General features: G+C 72.2%; 18 protein-coding genes. 8 read left to right on the top strand and 10 right to left on the bottom strand.

Features of this window, described 5'->3' with window-relative positions:
* Nucleotides 1-5 precede the first annotated feature (5 nt).
* The 5 genes from hemC to hemE all read right to left on the bottom strand — a co-directional run bounded on the left by hemC (nucleotide 6) and on the right by hemE (nucleotide 5579).
* Nucleotides 6-953, bottom strand: coding sequence for a hydroxymethylbilane synthase (gene hemC, locus V6S67_RS12300; protein WP_334210513.1), 948 nt, complete (start codon nucleotides 951-953; stop codon nucleotides 6-8).
* Nucleotides 953-2107, bottom strand: coding sequence for a ferrochelatase (locus V6S67_RS12305; protein ID WP_334211590.1), 1155 nt, complete (start codon nucleotides 2105-2107; stop codon nucleotides 953-955). The genes hemC and V6S67_RS12305 overlap by 1 nt, the downstream gene beginning before the upstream one ends.
* A 47-nt stretch (nucleotides 2108-2154) precedes the next feature.
* Nucleotides 2155-2871, bottom strand: coding sequence for a hydrogen peroxide-dependent heme synthase (hemQ, locus tag V6S67_RS12310; protein WP_334210514.1), 717 nt, complete (start codon nucleotides 2869-2871; stop codon nucleotides 2155-2157).
* A 72-nt stretch (nucleotides 2872-2943) separates the two neighbouring features.
* Nucleotides 2944-4515, bottom strand: coding sequence for a protoporphyrinogen oxidase (hemG, locus tag V6S67_RS12315; protein ID WP_334210515.1), 1572 nt, complete (start codon nucleotides 4513-4515; stop codon nucleotides 2944-2946).
* A gap of 2 nt (nucleotides 4516-4517) precedes the next feature.
* Nucleotides 4518-5579 carry a uroporphyrinogen decarboxylase gene (gene hemE / locus V6S67_RS12320; protein WP_334210516.1) on the bottom strand — a complete coding sequence of 354 codons (1062 nt, stop codon included), beginning with the start codon at nucleotides 5577-5579 and terminating at the stop codon, nucleotides 4518-4520.
* 183 nt (nucleotides 5580-5762) lie between these two features.
* Between hemE and V6S67_RS12325 the strand changes: the two genes are divergently transcribed.
* Nucleotides 5763-7151 carry a glutamyl-tRNA reductase gene (locus V6S67_RS12325; protein WP_334210517.1) on the top strand — a complete coding sequence of 463 codons (1389 nt, stop codon included), beginning with the start codon at nucleotides 5763-5765 and terminating at the stop codon, nucleotides 7149-7151.
* Between the two features lie 19 nt (nucleotides 7152-7170).
* Here the strand turns inward: V6S67_RS12325 and moeB are convergent, their stop codons facing one another.
* A complete protein-coding gene (moeB, locus tag V6S67_RS12330; protein ID WP_334210518.1) occupies nucleotides 7171-8523 on the bottom strand; it encodes a molybdopterin-synthase adenylyltransferase MoeB in 1353 nt (450 codons plus the stop codon).
* A 164-nt stretch (nucleotides 8524-8687) separates the two neighbouring features.
* On the opposite strand from moeB, the gene V6S67_RS12335 reads away from it, so the two are divergent.
* Entirely contained in the window at nucleotides 8688-9308 is a 621-nt protein-coding gene (locus tag V6S67_RS12335; RefSeq protein ID WP_334210519.1) for a TetR/AcrR family transcriptional regulator, read from the top strand.
* 48 nt (nucleotides 9309-9356) lie between these two features.
* The gene (locus V6S67_RS12340; protein WP_334210520.1) at nucleotides 9357-9581 is read left to right on the top strand and encodes a DUF3107 domain-containing protein; all 225 of its coding nucleotides are present in this window, start codon (nucleotides 9357-9359) and stop codon (nucleotides 9579-9581) included.
* A gap of 111 nt (nucleotides 9582-9692) precedes the next feature.
* On the opposite strand, the gene V6S67_RS12345 is transcribed toward V6S67_RS12340, so the two are convergent.
* Nucleotides 9693-10427 carry a ferritin-like fold-containing protein gene (locus V6S67_RS12345; RefSeq protein WP_334210521.1) on the bottom strand — a complete coding sequence of 245 codons (735 nt, stop codon included), beginning with the start codon at nucleotides 10425-10427 and terminating at the stop codon, nucleotides 9693-9695.
* Nucleotides 10428-10594: 167 nt separating this feature from the next.
* Here V6S67_RS12345 and V6S67_RS12350 point away from each other — a divergent pair, with 167 nt between their 5' ends.
* The 4 genes from V6S67_RS12350 (at nucleotide 10595) to V6S67_RS12365 (ending at nucleotide 15501) form a co-directional block, all read left to right on the top strand.
* Nucleotides 10595-11041: a YdeI/OmpD-associated family protein gene (locus V6S67_RS12350; RefSeq protein ID WP_334210522.1), complete on the top strand. Its 447-nt coding sequence runs from the start codon at nucleotides 10595-10597 to the stop codon at nucleotides 11039-11041.
* A gap of 64 nt (nucleotides 11042-11105) precedes the next feature.
* Nucleotides 11106-12611 (top strand): RNB domain-containing ribonuclease, encoded by a 1506-nt coding sequence (locus tag V6S67_RS12355; protein ID WP_334210523.1) that lies wholly within the window; start codon nucleotides 11106-11108, stop codon nucleotides 12609-12611.
* Between the two features lie 298 nt (nucleotides 12612-12909).
* Entirely contained in the window at nucleotides 12910-14625 is a 1716-nt protein-coding gene (locus V6S67_RS12360) for a DEAD/DEAH box helicase (protein ID WP_334210524.1), read from the top strand.
* Nucleotides 14626-14631: 6 nt separating this feature from the next.
* On the top strand, nucleotides 14632-15501 hold the full coding sequence (locus V6S67_RS12365; RefSeq protein ID WP_334210525.1) for a DNA-methyltransferase: 870 nt from the start codon (nucleotides 14632-14634) through the stop codon (nucleotides 15499-15501).
* Between the two features lie 60 nt (nucleotides 15502-15561).
* Here the strand turns inward: V6S67_RS12365 and V6S67_RS12370 are convergent, their stop codons facing one another.
* The 3 genes from V6S67_RS12370 to V6S67_RS12380 form a co-directional block, all read right to left on the bottom strand.
* Entirely contained in the window at nucleotides 15562-16404 is an 843-nt protein-coding gene (locus V6S67_RS12370; RefSeq protein WP_334210526.1) for a PHP domain-containing protein, read from the bottom strand.
* 123 nt (nucleotides 16405-16527) lie between these two features.
* Complete coding sequence (locus tag V6S67_RS12375; protein ID WP_334210527.1) at nucleotides 16528-16977, bottom strand: MarR family winged helix-turn-helix transcriptional regulator; 450 nt, start codon at nucleotides 16975-16977, stop codon at nucleotides 16528-16530.
* Nucleotides 16977-17210: a hypothetical protein gene (locus V6S67_RS12380; protein ID WP_334210528.1), complete on the bottom strand. Its 234-nt coding sequence runs from the start codon at nucleotides 17208-17210 to the stop codon at nucleotides 16977-16979. Before V6S67_RS12380 ends, V6S67_RS12375 begins: the two co-directional genes overlap by 1 nt.
* Before the next feature lie 104 nt (nucleotides 17211-17314).
* Here V6S67_RS12380 and V6S67_RS12385 point away from each other — a divergent pair, with 104 nt between their 5' ends.
* On the top strand, nucleotides 17315-18895 hold the full coding sequence (locus V6S67_RS12385; RefSeq protein WP_442884793.1) for an aminopeptidase P family protein: 1581 nt from the start codon (nucleotides 17315-17317) through the stop codon (nucleotides 18893-18895).
* The last annotated feature ends 58 nt before the right edge of the window (nucleotides 18896-18953 follow it).

The raw sequence follows: 18953 nt of genomic DNA on the forward strand, positions 1-18953 counted from the left end.
GGGCCTCAGCCGTTCAGCGGTGCGATGCTTGCGGCATCGGCCGCGAGCAGGTCCTCGGCGAGCTCGAGTCCGAGCTGCGCGGCACCGACGGCATCCGTGACCGGGGCCGAGCGGGTGAGCCGGAGGATCGACCGGCCGTCGAGGCTGCACACCACGGCCTCGAGGGCCAGTTCGTCCCCCTGCAGGCGTGCGAGCGCTCCGATCGGCGCGGCGCAGCCGGCTTCGAGCTGCAGCAGGACGGCGCGCTCCGCCGTCACGGCGAGGCGGGTGGGCAGGTGGTCGTAGGAGGCCAGCGCCTCCCGGACGTGCGGTGTCGCCTCGCTCTCGCGGCACTCGACGGCGAGGGCGCCCTGCCCGGGCGCGGGCAGCATGACGTCCGTGTCGATCAGTTCCGTGACAGCGGCGTCGCGCCCGAGCCGGCGCAGGCCCGCGGCGGCGAGGACGACGGCGTCGAGATCCCCCGGCGCGCCGGGCACGAGGCCTGCGACGCGGCCGAGCCGCGTGTCCACGTTCCCGCGGATGTCGACGACCTCCAGCCCGGGCCGCACGGACCGCAGCTGCGCGGCGCGGCGCGGGGACCCGGTGCCCACGCGTGCCCCGTCGGGGAGCGTGGCGAGGGTCAGGCCGTCGCGGGCGCACAGCGCGTCGCGGACGTCCTCGCGCTCCGGCACCGAGGCCACGGTCAGCCCGGGCGCGGGCAGCGTGGGGAGGTCCTTGAGCGAGTGCACCGCGATGTCGCACCGCTCCTCGAGCAGCGCGTCCCGCAGCGCCGCGACGAAGACGCCGGTGCCGCCGATCTGGGAGAGCGAGCCCTTGGAGACGTCCCCCTCCGTCCGGACCCTGACGAGTTCGTACGGAAGCCCGGCGAGGTCCGCCACGCGCTCCGCGACCGTGGTGGTCTGCGTCATCGCGAGGGCGCTGCCCCGCGTGCCGACCCTGATACCCGTCGCCATCACATACCGGGGTTGGGCAGCGGCGTCCCCACGGTGGAGTCGACGGCCGCGACGGTCGGCTTCTCCCCGCGGCGGTTGGCGCAGCAGTTCGGCCGGCAGACGTCGTACCAGGGGCCGAGCGCCGTGGCCGAGGGACGGTCGGCGATGTTGTTCTCGATGGTCCGCTCGAGGATGAGGTCCACGAGGCCCTCCACGAACTTCCGGTGCGTGCCGGGCGTCGGCACGCGGTCGGCGACGATCCCCAGTTCCCCGCAGGTCTCCATCGCCTCGGTGTCGAGGTCCCAGGCGACCTCCATGTGGTCGGACACGAAGCCGAGCGGGACGATCACGACGCCGCGCGTGCCCTGCTCGTAGCGGTCGCGGAGCGCGTCGCTGATGTCGGGTTCGAGCCACGGGATGTGGGGCGCCCCGGAGCGGGACTGGTACACGAGCGACCACTCGACGCCCTCGGCCCCGGGGATGCGGTCGAGCACGGCCTGCGCGGTCGCGAGGTGCTGCGCAACGTAGGCGCCCTCCTCGTAGGCCGGGCCGCCCTCGCCGTTGCGCGGGCCGGCCGCCTCGGCGTCGCCCATCGGGATGGAGTGGGTGGAGAACATGATGTGGACGGGGGCGTCGGGGGTGCCCTGCTCGGCGAGGCCGGCGCGCACCTTGGCGAGGCCGTCGGCCACACCCTCGACGAAGGGCTCGACGAAGCCGGGGTGGTCGAAGTACTGGCGCACCTTGTCGACCTCGAGCCGTCCTTCCAGGCCGGTCTTCACGAGCGCCATGCCGAGGTCCTCGCGGTACTGGCGGCAGCTCGAGTAGCAGGAGTACGCGCTCGTGGTCACGGCGAGCACCTTCCGGTGCCCGGCGTCGTAGGCCTCCTGGAGGGTGTCGGCGATGAACGGCTCCCAGTTGCGGTTTCCCCAGTAGACGGGCAGGTCGATGCCGCGGCGCCGCAGCTCCGCCTCCATCGCGGCCCGGAGGGCACGGTTCTGGCTGTTGATGGGGCTCACGCCACCGAACGCGCGGTAGTGGTGGGAGACCTCCTCGAGGCGCTCGTCCGGGATCCCCCGGCCGCGGGTCACGTTCCGCAGGAAGGGGATGACGTCGTCCTGGCCCTCGGGGCCGCCGAAGGAAGCGAGCACGACGGCGTCGTACGCCTTCGGCGCCATGCGGCCGTTCTCGTCGACTCCCTCGAGGGGGTTGAATGCCTGTGTCGTCACTGGAGCACCTCTGCAATCTCGTCGTGGTTGATCCGCCGGCCGGTGTAGAACGGCACTTCCTCGCGGACGTGGCGGCGGGCCTCGGTCTCCCGGAGGTACCGCATGAGGTCCACGAGGTCCACGAGCTCCGGGGCCTCGAGTGCCAGGATCCATTCGTAGTCGTTGAGGGCGAAGGATGACACCGTGTTGGAGATGACCTGCGGGTACTTGCGCCCCTTCATGCCGTGGTCCATGAGCATCTCGCGGCGCTCGTCCTGGGGCAGGATGTACCACTCGTAGGAGCGGACGAACGGGTACACGCACACCCACTCCGCGGGCGCCACGCCGCGTGAGAAGGCGGGGCTGTGGGACTTCGAGAACTCGGCATCGCGGTGCACGCCCATGGCGGACCAGACGACGCCGGTGCCGGCGAACGTCTCGGTGCGGCGCAGCCGGCGGACGGCGGCCTGCAGGTCCTCGGGGCGTGGCCCGTGGAGCCAGACCATCACGTCGGCGTCGGCCCGCATGCCGGAGACGTCGTAGAAGCCGCGGAGCACCACACCGTCCTGCTCGAAGGAGGAGAGGACGTCCTCGAGCTGCCGGGCGTCGGACCCGGTGGTCGCGGCGTTCCGCGCGAAGACGGTCCAGAGGGTGTAGAAGAGCTCGCCGGGGGCTTCGCCGCCCCCGTCCTGCTGCGGAGCGTGGCTGGGGGTGCTACCTGTTGGCTCAGTCATGGTACTAGTCTGCCCCTCGCCCCGAGGCGAACCGAATCCCTTTTCTTCTACAGAGGGTAGAAGAGACGAACGTCACACCCCCGCGGCGGGTGCGTCCGTGGCGGGGGTGCCGTCGAGGGCGTCGGCGAGCGCCTGCGCACGCGCACGGGCGTCGTCGATCACGGCCACGAGACCCGTCCCGGCGAGCCAGCCGCCGGTCACGGCGAGGGAGGCGGACTCCCCGGCGACGACCGCCCGGATCCGCGCGACCCGCTCGCGGTGCCCCACGGAGGCGTGGGGCAGCGCGCCCTCCCAGCGCACCACGTCCCAGTCGAGCACGTCCGCCTCGACGATCGGGACGTCGAGGAGGGTGGAGGCGTCGGCCAGCGCATGGCGGTAGAGGACGTCGTCGGGCGTGGCGAGTCCGACGTCGGCCGGGGTGTCCCCGACGCGCCCGAAGGAGAGCCGCAGCACGTGCGAGCCAGGGCCGGCCTGGTCGCGCAGCCACGCCCATTTCGCCGTGGCGTGGGTGAGCGCCTTGGCGGCGACGCCCTCGACGCCGCGGGCGACGAGCACGCCGGTTCCGCGCGGGCGGGCGTCGAGCTCGGGCACGTCGACGATCAGGGTCACGAGCGCGACGCCGGGCACCGGGTCGGGGCGCTCGGCCGCGAGGGCGGGGATCACCGGGGCGAGGAGGTCGACGGCGGCCCGGCCCTCGGTGGCGACCAGTACGGCGTCGGCCGGGATGCGGCGCGTCAGGCTCGAGTGTTCCGTCGTCACCGTCCAGCCGGTGGCGGATCGGGCGAGGCCGGTCACCTGCTCCCCCGTCCTGAGGTCGGCGCCGTCCGCGACGAGTTCGGCGACGAGGGCGTCGCGCAGCTGGGCGATCCCGCCGGCGAGCCCGCCGACCGCGGAGCCGGCCGGCGCCGCCGTGCGCAGCGCCCCCGCGGCTGCCCCAAGGGATCCGAGGCGGGCCATGGTCGCCCGGAGGCCGGGTGCCACGGAGTCCACGTCGAGGTCGTCGGGGTCGGCGGAGAAGACGCCGCCCGCCACGGGCGCCACCAGGCGGGCGAGCACCTCCTCCCCCATGCGCGTGCGGACGAGTTCGCCGAGACTCACCCTGCCGCGCGTCGCGAGCGCCCCGACGGGCAGCACCCTGTCGAGTGCGGCCCGCAGCGACCCGCTACGGCCGATGACGGCGGTGATCGCGGGGTCGGCCGGATCGGCGGGGATGCCGAGGACACCGGAATTCGGCAGCGGCTGGGCCGACGTACGGAGGTCCCTGCCCGGGAGCTGCACCCAGGCGCCGGTCGCGTCGGGGGTGACGATGCGGTCGGCGAGTCCGAGCTCGGCGGCGAGGGCCGGCACGGTGGCGGAGCGGGTCGAGAAGGACTCGGCGCCGCTGTCCAGCTGGAAGCCACCGAGGGAGCGCCCGTCGACGGTGCCGCCGAAGCGTCCGGACCGCTCGAGCAGGGTGACGTTCAGCCCGCGCCTGCGCAGTGCCCGCGCGGCGACGAGTCCGCCCATGCCACCGCCGATCACCACGACCGTCCGGCGTCGTGCCCGCTCCGGCGCCGGTCCGGCCGCCGGGAGGCCGGCCACCGCCTCGTCGCGCCCTGCCTCGTGCCGCCCTGCGTCCCCTGCGCCGCCCGCGGCCCTCGCCACGGCTACGGCTCCACGGAGTGGACGAGGTCGACGACGCGCGTCAGGACGTCGGGGTCCGTGTCCGGCGGGACGCCGTGCCCGAGGTTCACCACATGGCCGGGAGCCGACGCGCCGGCTGCCAGCACCTCGCGGATGTGCCGCTCCAGCACGGGCCACGGCGCCGGCAGGAGGGCGGGGTCGATGTTGCCCTGCAGCGGGACGGTCCCACCGAGGCGCCTGCTGGCCTCGTCGAGGGGCAGGCGGTAGTCGACGCCGATGACGTCGACGCCCACCTCGTGCATCGCGACCAGGAGCTCCGAGGTGCCCGTGCCGAAGTGGATCAGGGGCGCGCCGAGGCCCCGGACGTGGTCCAGCGCCCGGCGCGAGGCGGGCGCCACGTGGCGGCGGTAGTCCGCCAGGCCGAGGGAACCGGCCCAGGAGTCGAACAGCTGCGCCGCGCTGGCTCCGGCCTCGAGCTGTGCGCGCAGGAACATCCCCGACGCATCCGCGGCCCAGTCGGTCAGGGCACGCCACGTCTCCGGATCGGCGTGCATCATGGTGCGGGGGCCGAGGTGGTCGCGCGAGGGGCGCCCCTCCACCATGTAGGCGGCCAGCGTAAACGGGGCGCCGGCGAAGCCGATCAGCGGCGTGCTGCCCAGCTGGTCCACGGTCAGGGAGACCGCCTGACGGATGGGATCGAGCGCCGCGTCGGTCAGGGTGGGCAGTGCGGCGACATCGGCAGCGGTCCGGACGGGCTTGCCGAGGACCGGTCCCACGCCGGGCACGATGTCGACGTCGACGCCCGCGAGCTTCAGCGGGATGACGATGTCGGAGAAGAAGATGCCTGCGTCGACGTCGTGCCGGCGGACGGGCTGCAGGGTGATCTCGGAGGCCATCTCCGGGTCGAGGCAGGACGCGAGCATGTCGGTACCCTCGCGCAGCGCCCGGTACTCGGGCAGCGACCGGCCCGCCTGCCGCATGAACCACACGGGCCGTCGGTGCGGCACCTGCCCGCGGTAGGCCGAGATGAGCGCCGAGCCGGACGTGCGTCCGTCGACGAGCGGGTGCGATGCGGCGAGGTCCATACCGCCGATTCTGCCGAAGATCCAGCCGGAGCGTTAACCGGAGTCACGCCGCCCCGGGGGCGCGTGGGCAAGATCACCCCGGGCACGGGAGGGCACGATCCCGCAGAAATTCGCGGAAGGCAAGCTCCGGTAAGGATCGCCTATTCAGTGGAGAGCGCTCGTTCTCGGTATGATCGAAGGGCTGTGGTACTTCTTTCACTTGTTGCGACTCACTCGAACGTGGACCTGGAAACCGTCGCCCGACTCAGCGTCGGGGCGCCCCAGGTCCCTTCCGCCGTGCTCGCCGAGGACCGCGCCGTGTCCGGCGCCGTCGTCCTCGCGACCTGCAACCGTTTCGAGATCTACGCCGAGACGCCCTCCGAGGACGACGTCGAGGCCGCCCGCTCCGCGATCGTGTCGACGATCAGCGAGTATTCCGGCATCCCCGAGCGGTCCGTCTCCGCCTCCTTCGAGACCCACACGGGCCAGGGCGTCGCCGAGCACCTCTTCGCCGTCGGCGCAGGACTCGACTCCGCCGTGATCGGCGAGCGCGAGATCGCCGGACAGGTGCGCCGCGCACTCATCGAGGCGCAGGGCTCGGGGGCCGCGAGCGGCGGGCTCGTCCGCCTGTTCCAGGCCGCCTCGAAGACCGCGAAGGACGTCGGCGCCCAGACCGCGCTCGGCAGCCGCGGCCGCTCCATCGTCTCCGTCGCCCTCGAACTCGCCGGCGATCTCTCCGCCGACGCCGACTGGTCCCGCAAGAGCGTCGTGCTGTTCGGCACCGGCGCCTACGCGGGCGCCACCATGGCGGCGCTGAAGGACCGGGGCTGCACGGACATCTCGGTCTTCTCCTCCTCCGGTCGCGCCGAGGCCTTCGTCGCCTCGCGCGGCGGCACCGCGGTGACGGCCGCCGACCTGCCGGGCGCCATGCGCCGTGCCGACGTCGTCATCGGCTGCAGCGGCAGTGATGCGCGGATCGACGCCGCGGACATCGAACGGGTCCGCCAGGGCAGCAACCGACCCCTCGTCGTCATCGACCTCGCGCTGAGCCACGACTTCGACCCCGCCGTCGGGACGCTCGCCGGCGTCGAGCTCATCACCCTCGAGTCCGTCCGCGCCGCCGCCCCCGAGGAGCAGGCCGACGCCCTGGCCCAGGCCGGGGACCTCGTCCGCGACGCCGCCCGCTCCTTCGAGGAGCAGCAGACCACCCGCGCCATGAACGCGGCGATCGTGGCGCTGCGCCGGCACACCCAATCGGTCCTGGACTCCGAGATGGAACGCGTCCGGGCCCAGCACGGCTGCACGGCCGCCGCCGAGGAGGTCGAGTTCGCGCTGCGCCGCATGGTCCGCCAGCTCCTCCACGTCCCCACCGTCCGGGCCCGCGAGCTCGCCGCCGAGGGACGCTCGGACGACTACACCGCCGCGCTGGAGGCCCTCTACGGGATCGACGTGGCACCCGCGGAGAAGGCGCCCGCGCCGGAGCAGCCCCTGCGCGCCGGCACCGCCGACGTCGTGCCGGTCGCCCACCCGCACACACACCCCGACGGCGCCGCCTGCCCCGTGGACCACGAACGGCCTGCGCAGAGCGCCTGACCCGCGGGACCCGGGTGGGTCAGTAGGTCATCTTCGCCGGTTCGATCCGCTGTACCCATTCAATGACGCCGCCGTCGACCGAGACGGCGGAGCGGTGACCCTGCCCGCGGAGGAAGCGGACGACGTCGGCCGACCGGACACCCGACTTGCAGTGGACGTACACCGTCCTGCTGCCGTCGATCACGGCGTCGCCGTCCAGGATCAGGTCCTTCGGCACGAGCACGGCACCGTCGATGCTCACGATGGCGTGCTCCTCCGGGGTGCGCACGTCCAGCAGGTCGAAGTCCGCGACGCCCGCCGAGCGCTCCGCGAGGAGCACGGCGAGCTCCTCGACGGACACGGTCGGCACGGCGTCCTCGATACCTTCGATGCCCGCCCTGTCCTCGATGCCCGCCCTGTGCACGGACGGGTCGCCCGAGTCCTTCGTGTCCTTCGAGTCCTTCGACACCCCGGGGACCGCGGGCGACGGCAGGCCGCAGAACTGCTCGTAGTCGATCAGCTCCGTGATCCGGGGCGCGGCCGGATCGGGCCGTACCCGCAGGTCCCGCCAGGTCATCTCCAGTGCGTCGAAGACCAGCACCCTGCCGAGCAGCGTGGTGCCCACGCCGGTGATGAGCTTGACGGCCTCGTTGACCATGACCGAACCGATCTGCCCGCACAGCACCCCGAGCACCCCGCCCTCGGCGCAGGACGGGACGGAGCCGGGTGGCGGCGCCTCCGGGTACAGATCGCGGTAGGTGGGGCCGTGGTCCTGCCAGAAGACGCTCACCTGGCCGTCGAAGCGCAGGATGGAACCCCAGACGTACGGCTTGCCGAGGATCGCCGCGGCGTCGTTGACGAGGTAGCGCGTGGCGAAGTTGTCCGTGCCGTCGACGATCAGGTCGTACCCGGCGAACAGCTCCAGCGCGTTCCCGCGCTCCAGCCGCTCCTCGTGCAGGACGACGTCCACGAGCGGGTTGAGCGCCAGGATGCTGTCCCGGGCGGATTCCGCCTTCGACCGGCCGAGATCGGGCATGCCGTGGATGACCTGGCGCTGCAGGTTGGAGAGCTCGACGGCGTCGTCGTCCACGATCCCGAGCGTCCCCACGCCCGCCGCCGCGAGGTAGAGCAGCGCCGGCGAACCCAGACCGCCCGCGCCGATCACGAGGACCCGGGCGTTCTTCAGGCGCAGCTGCGCGTCGGTGCCGAAGCCGGGGATGATGAGGTGCCGCGAATACCGGAGCGTCTCCTCCTGCGAGAGGCTGCCCGTCGCCTCGACCAGCGGCGGCAGGTTGCCGGGCACGCGTGGCGTCGGTGGAGCAGGCCGGGGAGCCTGCGGCGACGGCAAGGACGACGGCAAGGACGACGGCAGGGACGACGGGAAAGCGGTCATGCCCAAGGGTAGAACCCGCCGCCGGTGCCGTGCCACCGGGCGCCGCGGGGCCGCGGCCCGCGGTGCGGCGTGACGCATCGGCCTGCCCGGCAGCAGCGGCGCGCGGCCTACCGGCGGGTAAACTGGGCGGGCCCCCCGCCCGCAGAGCCCGAGGAACACCGTCCGTGAGTGCTGAACCGACCACCGCAGGAAAAGCCGTCCGGTTGCCGCGGGACGAGCGCCGGCGCCAGCTCCTGGCGGCCGCGCAGGAAGTCTTCGTGAGCAACGGGTACCACGGCGCAGCGATGGACGACATCGCGGTGGCGGCCCGCGTCAGCAAGCCGGTGCTGTACCAGCACTTCCCGGGCAAGCGGGACCTCTATCTCGCGCTGCTCGACGGGCACCTCGCCGAACTCACGCAGCTGCTCGTCGACGCACTGCGCTCCACCGACGACAACAAGCTGCGCGTCCACGCGACCATGCGCGCCTATTTCCAGTTCATCGCGCAGGACAGCCAGGCGCACCGGCTCGTGTTCGAATCGGACATCGGCAACGAGCCCGACGTCCGGAGCCGGCTCGAGGAGTTCAACGCCCAGTTCGCGAGCGCCATCGCCGGGGTGATCGCGGGCGACACGCAGCTCTCGACGGTGGAGGCCACGCTCCTGGGCCGCGGGCTCGCGGGCATGGCCCAGGTCAGTGCGCGCTATTGGCTCGAGACCGAGGGCAGCCTCGACATCGATGCGGCGGCCGAGCTCGTCTACCGTTTAGCTTGGCGCGGAATCAGCCGTTTCCCCAAGGAGATCTAGGGTAGTTTTCGAAGCAGTAGAACGCCCATACAACAGGAGGCATACGCCGTGGAAGTCAAGATCGGTATCCAGAACGTCAACCGCGAGATCATCCTCGAATCCTCCGAGAGCGCTGACGCGATCGCCGACCTCGTGGCCCAGGCGATGAGCGGCGGCACCGAGCTGCGCCTCAAGGACACCAAGGGGCGCCAGGTGATCGTCCCGACGTCGGTACTCGGCTACGTCGAGATCGGCGCCGAGGAGACGCGCCGGGTGGGCTTCGGGGCGCTCTAGCCCAGGACGTTCCCCCTCGCTCCGGGACCCGTGCCCGGCGGTCTGCGCCGCCGGTCGCGGGTCTTCTGCGTTCCGGCGACAGGCGCCGGGCCTCCGTCCCGGACGGTCCGCCTAGGCGGTGAGCCCGAGGGCGCTCATGCGCCGCGAGTGGTTCCGCGTGAGCTGCGCGAAGAGCGCCGTGGTGTGCTGCGTGTGGTCCGGCTCGTTCGCGAAGAGGAGCCCCGCGAGGTACTCGCGCTCGATCCCCACGCGCTGCGCCTGGGTCAGGGCCTCCCCCACCAGCCGCCGGCCCCAGAGCGCCAGGCGTGAGGCGAGCCGCGGATCGTCGGACAGTGCCTCCTTCAGACGGCGCTGCAGATGGGCCGCGCCGTCCCCTGTGTCGATGGCACTGATGAGTTCGCGGGTGCGCGGGTCGAAGCTGTCGGCGAGCGACCGGTAGAAATCGCCGGAGAAGGCATCGATGACATAGGCCTTCATGAGGGACTCGTACCAGTCCCCGGGGCGGGTCCGCTCGTGGAAGGCGTCGATGGACGCCTGGAACGGTGCCATGGCGTCCTCGATCGTGATGCCGAGGTCCGCGAGGAACGCGGCCACCAGCTCGAAGTGCTCGAACTCCTGCACGGCCAGCCGGCCCAGGCCTGCGCGGTCCGTGAGGGTGGGCGAGAACCGGGCGTCGGAGGACAGCCGTTCGAATCCGGACAGCTCACCGTAGGCGACGATGCCGAGCAGATCGGTGACGAAGCGCGCGTAGAGGGGGTTGGCGAGCGGGTCCTCCGGGGCCTCGGGAACGGTGCGGTCCCGGGGGGTCGCCGAGAGGGCCGTGCTGTCGGTGGAGCCGTTGTTCATTCTGCTAAGAGTACGCACTCCCCGGGGCGCGGCAACCGGTCGTGCGGCGTCGCGATCTGTTGCGCACCGCCGTCGCCCGTCTATGCTCGGTCCCGGCCCGACGCACCACGCGCGCCGGACGGATCATCGCAGACCCGGGCCACGGGCCCGACGGAAGGCAGGATCGCATGGAGTTCTCGGGTGTCCTCGAACTGGCGGGCCGCACGGCGACGGGCATCGAGGTGCCCGAGGAGGTGCTGACGGCGCTCGGCGGCGGCAGGCGCCCGGCAGTGACGGTGACGCTCGGTGACTACACCTTCCGCACCACCGTCGGGTCGATGAACGGCCGCGCGATGATCCCCGTCAGCGCCGAGCACCGGAACGGCGCAGGGCTGGCAGCACACCAGACGGTCACGGTGGACCTCGCCCTGGACCGTGAGGAGCGGACGGTCGACGTGCCGGAGGATCTCGCCGTCGCCCTCTCGGCCGATCCCGCACTCGTCGCGGCGTTCGGCGCCCTGTCCGTCAGCCGGCGGAAGGCGCTCGTCCTGCCGATCGAGCAGGCGAAGGGCGCCGACACGCGTGGACGCCGCGTCCTGAAGGCCGTCGACTCGCTCCGCGCCCGGGAGTCCTAGCAACCCCCGGGTCCCGGCGGCCGGGGCATCCCCGATGTCTGTGACGTGCGTTACCGTAAGGCGTGTGCCCGCACAGCATATGGATCTCAGGGACCGCGAGTCCCAGCAGCGCCTCACGGAGTCGCTGCGTGCCCTGCGTGAGGAACTCGAGGTCCGCGAGGACTTCCCCGAGGACGTCCTCGCGGAGGCCCGGGACGCCGTAGCGGCCCTGGACCTCCCGGAGACGGACCTGCGGGATCTGCCGTTCCTCACCATCGACCCTCCGGGCTCCACCGACCTCGACCAGGCCGTGCATCTCGGGCGCACCGGCACGGGGGCCCCGGGCGCCGGCTACGAGGTCTGGTACGCGATCGCCGACGTGCCGCTCTTCGTCCGGCCCGGCGGCGCCGTCGACGCGGAGGCTCGACTGCGCGGGCAGACCCTGTACGCACCGGACGGACGGATCTCGCTGCACCCGGAGGTCATCTCCGAGGACGCCGCAAGCCTCCTCCCCGACGCCGACCGCCCCGCCTTCGTCTGGCACTTCCGTCTCGACGGCGAGGCGGTCGTGCAGTCGGTGACCGTCGGCCGCGCCGTCGTCCGCAGCCGGCGCCAACTCACGTACGCGCAGGTGCAGGCGGAGATCGACGCCGGTACCGCCGACGAGCAGCTCACCCTCCTGCGGGAGATCGGGATACGCCGGATCCAGCAGGAGCTCGACCGCGGCGGCGCGAGCCTCAACCTGCCCCGCCAGGAGATCACGCACGACGGCGAGAGCTACGGGATCGTCACGGAGCCCGCCCTGCCCTGCGAGGACTGGAACGCGCAGATCTCCCTCATGACCGGCATGGCCGCGGCCCGCATGATGATCGACGGCGGCATCGGGATCCTGCGCACCATGCCCGAGCCCGACGACGGCGCGCTCTCGAAGTTCCGGCGCCAGTCCGAGGCGCTCGAGCACCCCTGGCCGGCGGGCCTGCCCTATGGCGCGTTCCTGCGCACGCTCGACGTCACCGACCCGCGGCAACTCGCGCTGATGCACGCCGCGGCGTCGCTCTTCCGGGGCGCGGGCTACACCGCGTTCGACGGGGAGGTGCCCGACGCCGTCGTGCAGTCAGCGATCGCGGCCCCGTACGCGCACACCACCGCTCCCCTCCGGCGCCTCGTGGACCGTTTCGTCCTCGTGATCTGCGCGTCGCTCTGCGCGGGCGAGGAGGTGCCCGGGTGGGTGCGGTCGGCCCTCCCGGACCTCAACGCCCTCATGGCGTCCTCGAACCAGACGGCATCCCGCCTCGATTCGGGCGCCATGGACGCCGTGCAGGCCGCACTGCTGAGCAACCGCATCGGGGAGGCCTTCTCCGCCGTCGTGCTGCAGGGCTCGCCACCCGCCGTCGAGGACGCGCCCGGCAAGCAGGCCCCGCGCCTGTCCGGGACCGTGCAGGTCACCGAGCCGCCGCTCGAGGCGAAGTGCTACGGCGAGCTGGTGGCGGGTGAGCGCGTCACCGTGGTGCTGCTGGAGGCCGATATCGCCCGCCGTCGCCTGCGCTTCGAGGTCAAGCCACCCGATGCACCCACGCGCAGCCCGCGGTGACACCTGCCAGTGGACGCCTCGACCCGCCTGCCGCCGGTGACACCGGCGGCAGGCGGGCAGGGTAGGCTTGAGGCTGTAGTAATGGATGCCCGGTCGTTATCACTCTCCGATAACCCGCAGTACCTACTCGATCCCGAGTTCCCGCGGGCGCAGGTCCTCCTTCGCAGCCCGCACGCAGTAGCAAGCCCGCGATCGGCTTCCACTGGACGCCCTGGCGCCCGCCGATACGCTCCGCCCCGGATGAATCGATCCCGGCGTCGAGCCTCAGCGGCCGCGGGGCCTGAATGAACGGTAGAACGTGCACGACATCAACTCAGGCAATACCCCGGTGACGGACGCCCACCACCTCGTCGCCGACAATTCGGCCGACGCCGTCGACGTCGAGGAGACGCTGGTCACCACGGAGGAGCCGCACGCGGCCGTCCCCGAGACCTTCGCCGACTTCAACGTCCGGCCCGACATCGTCGAGTCCCTCGCGGACGCCGGCATCATCCACCCCTTCCCCATCCAGGCGATGACACTCTCGATCGCCCTCGGCGGACACGACATCATCGGCCAGGCGAAGACCGGCACGGGCAAGACCCTCGGTTTCGGCATCCCGGCGATCCAGCGCGTCGTGGGCCCCGATGACGCCGACTACGAGAAACTCCCGGTGCCCGGCGCGCCACAGGCCCTCGTCGTCGTCCCGACGCGCGAGCTCGCCGTGCAGGTGGCGAACGATCTGACGACGGCGGCGAAGAAGCGCAACGCGCGCATCGTCACCATCTACGGGGGCCGTGCGTACGAGCCCCAGATCGAGGCGATCAAGAAGGGCGTCGAGATCGTGGTCGGGACCCCCGGGCGCCTGATCGACCTGTACCGGCAGAAGCTGCTGGTGCTCAAGAACGTCAAGATCGTGGTGCTCGACGAGGCCGACGAGATGCTCGACCTCGGCTTCCTGCCCGACGTCGAGACCCTCATCGCCGCGACGCCGCCGGTGCGCCAGACGCTCCTGTTCTCCGCGACCATGCCCGGCCCCGTCATCGCGATGGCACGCCGCTACATGACGCAGCCCACGCACATCAGGGCCGCGGATCCCGAGGACGAGGGCATCACCAAGAAGGACATCCGCCAGGTCATCTACCGGGCGCACAACCTGGACAAGGCCGAGGTGGTGGCCCGCATCCTGCAGGCCCGGGGCCGTGGCCGCGCCATCATCTTCTGCAAGACCAAGCGCACCGCCGCCAAGCTCTCCGAGGAACTGATCGACCGCGGCTTCGCGGCCGGCGCCATCCACGGCGACCTCGGCCAGGGCGCCCGCGAGCAGGCGCTGCGGGCGTTCCGCGGTGACAAGATCGACGTGCTCGTCGCCACCGAGGTCGCCGCACGCGGCATCGACGTCGAGGACATCACGCACGTCATCAACTACCAGTGCCCCGAGGACGAGAAGGCCTACCTGCACCGCGTGGGACGCACGGGCCGCGCCGGCAAGAAGGGCACGGCTGTCACGTTCGTGGACTGGGACGACGTCCCGCGCTGGGGCCTGATCAACAAGGCGCTCGGTCTCGACACGCCCGAGCCCGTCGAGACCTACTCCTCGTCCCCGCACCTCTACACGGACCTCGACATCCCGGAGGGCACCAAGGGACGCCTGCCCCGCAAGGACCGCAAGCTCGCCGGCATCCAGGCCGAGGTCCTCGAGGACCTCGGCGAGACCGGCAAGCGCGGCGGCGGCGCGCACGGCGACGACGGCGGACGCGGTCGTTCCGGCGGACGCGGTGGCCCGCGCCGCGACGGCTCCGGTTCGGGCTCGGCCTCCGGCGACGGCTCGAGGGGTTCGCGCGGCCGTGGCGGCGCCGGCTCCGGCGGCTCCGGTTCGCCCGCCGCGTCGGCTCCGGTCGATACGGCCGAGGGCGGCGCACGCCGTCGCCGTCCCGAGGGTGAGGCGCCGTCGGGCGATCGTCCGCGCCGCAGCCGGACCCGCCGCCGCAACGGCGAGGTCGTCGGGAAGCCTGCCGGCGGCACGGAGGACTGACACCCGGTGTCGGAGCTTCCTGCGCCGTCCGCGCCTCCCCCGTGGAGTGCGGACGGCGCCAATCTCGTGGTGCACGCCGACAACGCGGAGTACCTCGCAACCCTGCCCGACGCGGCGTTCACGATGATCTACGTGGACCCGCCGTTCAACACGGGCCGTGTGCAGCGCCGCCAGCAGACCTCCATGGTGCGGGCTGTGCAGGGCGAAGGGGACCGTGTGGGCTTCAAGGGCCTGTCCTACTCGACGGTCAAGGGGATGCTCGCGAGCTACGACGACGCCTTCGAGGACTACTGGGACTTCCTCTGGCCCCGCCTCGCGGAGGCGTGGCGGCTCCTGGCCGACGACGGCACGCTGTACCTGCACCTGGACTACCGCGAGGTGCACTACGCGAAGGTGATGCTGGACGCCCTGTTCGGGCGCGAGTGCTTCCTGAACGAGATCATCTGGGCCTACGACTACGGCGCGAGGGCGAAGCGGAAGTGGCCGGCGAAGCACGACAACATCCTCGTGTACGTCAAGAACCCCGCGGGCTACTACTTCAACAGTGACGAGGTGGACCGGGAGCCGTACATGGCGCCGGGCCTCGTGACCGCGGAGAAGGCGGCCCTGGGCAAGCTGCCCACCGACGTGTGGTGGCACACCATCGTGTCGCCGACGGGGCGGGAGAAGACCGGCTACCCCACGCAGAAGCCCGAGGGCCTGCTGCGGCGCGCCGTCGCGGCCAGCAGCCGTGAGGGTGACTGGGTGCTCGACTTCTTCGCGGGCTCGGGGACCCTCGGGGCCGTGGCCGGGAAGCTCGGCCGCCGCTTCGTCTGCGTGGACCGCAACCCGCAGGCCGTCGAGGTCATGCATGCGCGCCTCGCCCCCTGGACCTGACTTCCGGGTCGGCGACCGGCGGTCGGGCCCTGCCGGGCCCCTGGCCGCCGCGCGCCGGGTCTAGCGCGCAGCGGTACCGGTCGCGAGCGACATGATGGCCTCGAGGGTCTCCTCCGACGTGACGTTCTCCCCCAGCAGGTTCGGCTTGCCGCTGCCGTGGTAGTCGCTGGATCCCGTGACGAGCAGCCCGTGGTCCCGTGCGATCCTCCGCAGTTCGACGCGCGCCTCCTCGGGATTGTCACGGTGCTCCACCTCGAGGCCCAGCAGCCCGGCGTCGATCATCTCGTTGATCACCGCGCCGCCCACCACGGCTCCGCGGTTGAACGCCGACGGGTGCGCGAAGACCGGCACACCGCCCGCCTCCCGGATGAGCGCGACGGCGGCCGCGGGGTGCGGGGCGTAGTGGCTGACCCAGTACGGCGAGCGCGCGGTGAGGATGCGTTCGAACGCCTCCGTGCGCGTCTCCACGACCCCGAGGGCGATCAGCGCGTCGGCGATGTGCGGGCGGCCCACCGTGGCCCCCTCGGTCACGTGCTGCTGCACCAGCTCCCAGGTGATCGGGAAGTCGCCGGACATCAGCTCGACCATGCGCCGTGCCCGCGTCAGCCGTGCAGAGCGCGACTTCGCGATCTCCTCGGCCAGCCCGGCGTGGGCGGGGTCGTGCAGGTAGGACAGCACGTGCACACTGATGCCGGTGTCCGTGCGGCAGGAGACCTCCATGCCGGGCACGAAGCCGAGGCCGAGCTCGTCCGCGGCGGTCCTCGCCCGCTCCCACCCGGCGGTGGAGTCGTGGTCGGTGAGCGCGACGACGTCGAGCCCTGCAGCGACCGCCGAGCGGATCAGGACGTCGGGGTCCTCGGTGCCGTCCGAGACGTTCGAGTGGGTGTGCAGATCGATTCTCACCGGATCCAATCTACGCGCCGCGCCCCCCGGGCCCCGCCACCGGTGCCTGCGCCGCACCGGTCACCAGGACGAGCGTGCCCGCCACCTGCCCGCCCTCGCTCCGGCGGTGCGCCTCCGCGACCCTCATGGCGTCGTCCTGCCTGACGGACGGACGAGGGACAGGAGCCGTCGGAGGTCCGCGACCTCGTCCGTGGTCAGGTCGTCGAAACGGGGTGCGATGGCCTCGATCCAGCCGCGCTGGTACCCGGCGACCTCCGTGTGCGCCTGGTCGGTCAGCCGCACGATCCGCGCACGCGCGTCGGCGGGATCGACGTCGACCGTCACGAGGCCGGCTTTCCTGAGCAGGTCCACCTGCTGGCTCACCGCTCCGCTGGTGACGTCGAGCAGGGCGGCGAGCGCCCCGATGCCCAGCCCGCCGGTCCGCGACAGCTGGTACAGCACGTTCATCCGGGTCCGCCCGAGGTGCCGCTCGCGGAACGGGTACGGGCCCGCCGCCGCGAGGTCCCTCGTCAGCGATGCCATGGTGTCGATCGCCTCGGCGAGCAGCGCGTCCCGTGGGAGGTCGGCGGGCATCAGTCGCTGACCAGAGGGAGCTGGTGGGTGAAGGAGCGGTGGTCGACCTGCCGCAGGAGGAACCCGGCGGGATCCGCGCGTCCGACAGTGGTGCCCGGGTCGACGCCGACCCGGCCCACGCGGTAGGTACCGGTGCATGGCTCGTCCTGCACGGCGTGCCCGGCCTCGAGAGCCTGGTCGATGACGAGGCGCCCGGTCCTGCCGGAGCCGCCGAAAACCGCGAGCGTGGCCACGGGTCCGCCTTCCTGTGCGTGTGGGGGTGAAGGATGTATTAGTTCCTAAACTAACTCCGATCCCGGACTTTCACGACCCCCGGCGATGGTGGGACGATGGCGGGGTGAGCACCGACGACACCGCACCCGCATCCGACTTCCCCATCGACGCACCGGAGGGCCAGCCGCTGTCCGACCGCAACGAGAACCGTTCGCAGCGGCCCGACTCCGAGGCCTTCAAGGCGTTCATGGCCGGCAGCTGGGCGCCGGTCTCGGACGACCTCCCGTCCGCCGCGCCCGTCGCGGAGCACGCGGCCCGCCGTCGCCGGGCCGTCTCCGACCGGTTCCCCGGCGAGCGCATCGTGATCCCCGCCGGCCCCTTCAAGGTCCGCTCCAACGACACGGACTACCGGTACCGCCCGCACTCCGGTTTCGCACACCTCACCGGACTCGGCCTCGACCACGAGCCCGACGCCGTGCTCGTCCTCGAACCCGTGGACCCGGGAACGGGCGACAGCGGCGGCAACCACACGGCGACGCTGTACTTCCGTGAGCTCGCCGGACGCGACAGCGCCGAGTTCTACGCGAACGCCCGCTACGGCGAGTTCTGGATCGGCCAGCGACTGTCCATGGCGCAGCTCAGGGCCCAGCTCGACCTCGAGACCGCCGACCTGGCCGAGCTCGAGGTGGCCATCACGAAGGACGCCGGGGTCTCCTCGATCGGCGGTGTCAGCATCCGCCTGCTCCGCGAGGTCGACTTCAACGCGGACGCGCTGGTGGACACCTCCCGGATCAACACGGGCGTGGACCTCGAGCAGGCCGACGCCCTCGACGCCGTGCTCGCCGAGGCCCTCTCCGAGCTCAGGCTCATCAAGGACCCCTGGGAGATCGAGCAGATGGAGGCCGCCGTCGCCGCCACCGTCAACGGCTTCCACGAAGTGGTCCGGACACTCCCCCGCGCCCTGACGCACCCGCGCGGTGAGCGCGTCGTCGAAGGGGCGTTCTTCACCCGGGCACGCGAGGAGGGCAACGACCTCGGCTACGACACGATCGCCGCATCGGGCAACAACGCCACCACGCTCCACTGGATCCGCAACACAGGCCAGGTGAGGGCCGGGGACCTCCTCCTGCTCGACGCCGGTGTCGAGGCCGAGAGCCTCTACACCGCCGACATCACGAGGACCCTCCCCGTCACCGGCCGGTACTCGGAGACCCAGCGCAGGATCTACCAGGCGGTGCTCGACGCCGCCGACGCGGGCTTCGCCGCGGCACAGCCGGGCCGCAAATTCCGCGACGTCCACGCGGCCGCCGTCACCGTCCTCGCCGAGAACCTCGACAGCTGGGGGCTCCTGCCCGTCTCCCTCGAGGAGGCCCTGGCGCCCGAGGGCCAGCACCACCGCCGCTGGATGCCGCACGGCACGAGCCACCACCTCGGCATGGACGTCCACGACTGCGCGCAGGCCAGGCGGGAGCTGTACCTCGACGGCATCCTCACCGAGGGCATGGTGTTCACCATCGAGCCGGGTCTCTACTTCAAGGCCGAGGACCTCGCCGTCCCCGAGGAGTACCGGGGCATCGGCGTCCGCATCGAGGACGACATCCTCATGACCGCCGACGGCCCCGTGAACCTCAGCGCAGCACTCCCCCGCAGCCCCGACGACGTCGAGACCTGGATGGCGGGCATCTGGGGCAGCACCGGCGAGTAGCGCTCCGCCGTCGGCGGCCGCGCCGCAACGGCAGGCAGGAACACGGAAGGCCGGGACC

This window comes from Arthrobacter sp. Soc17.1.1.1 (assembly GCF_036867195.1).
Lineage (GTDB): Bacteria > Actinomycetota > Actinomycetes > Actinomycetales > Micrococcaceae > Arthrobacter_D.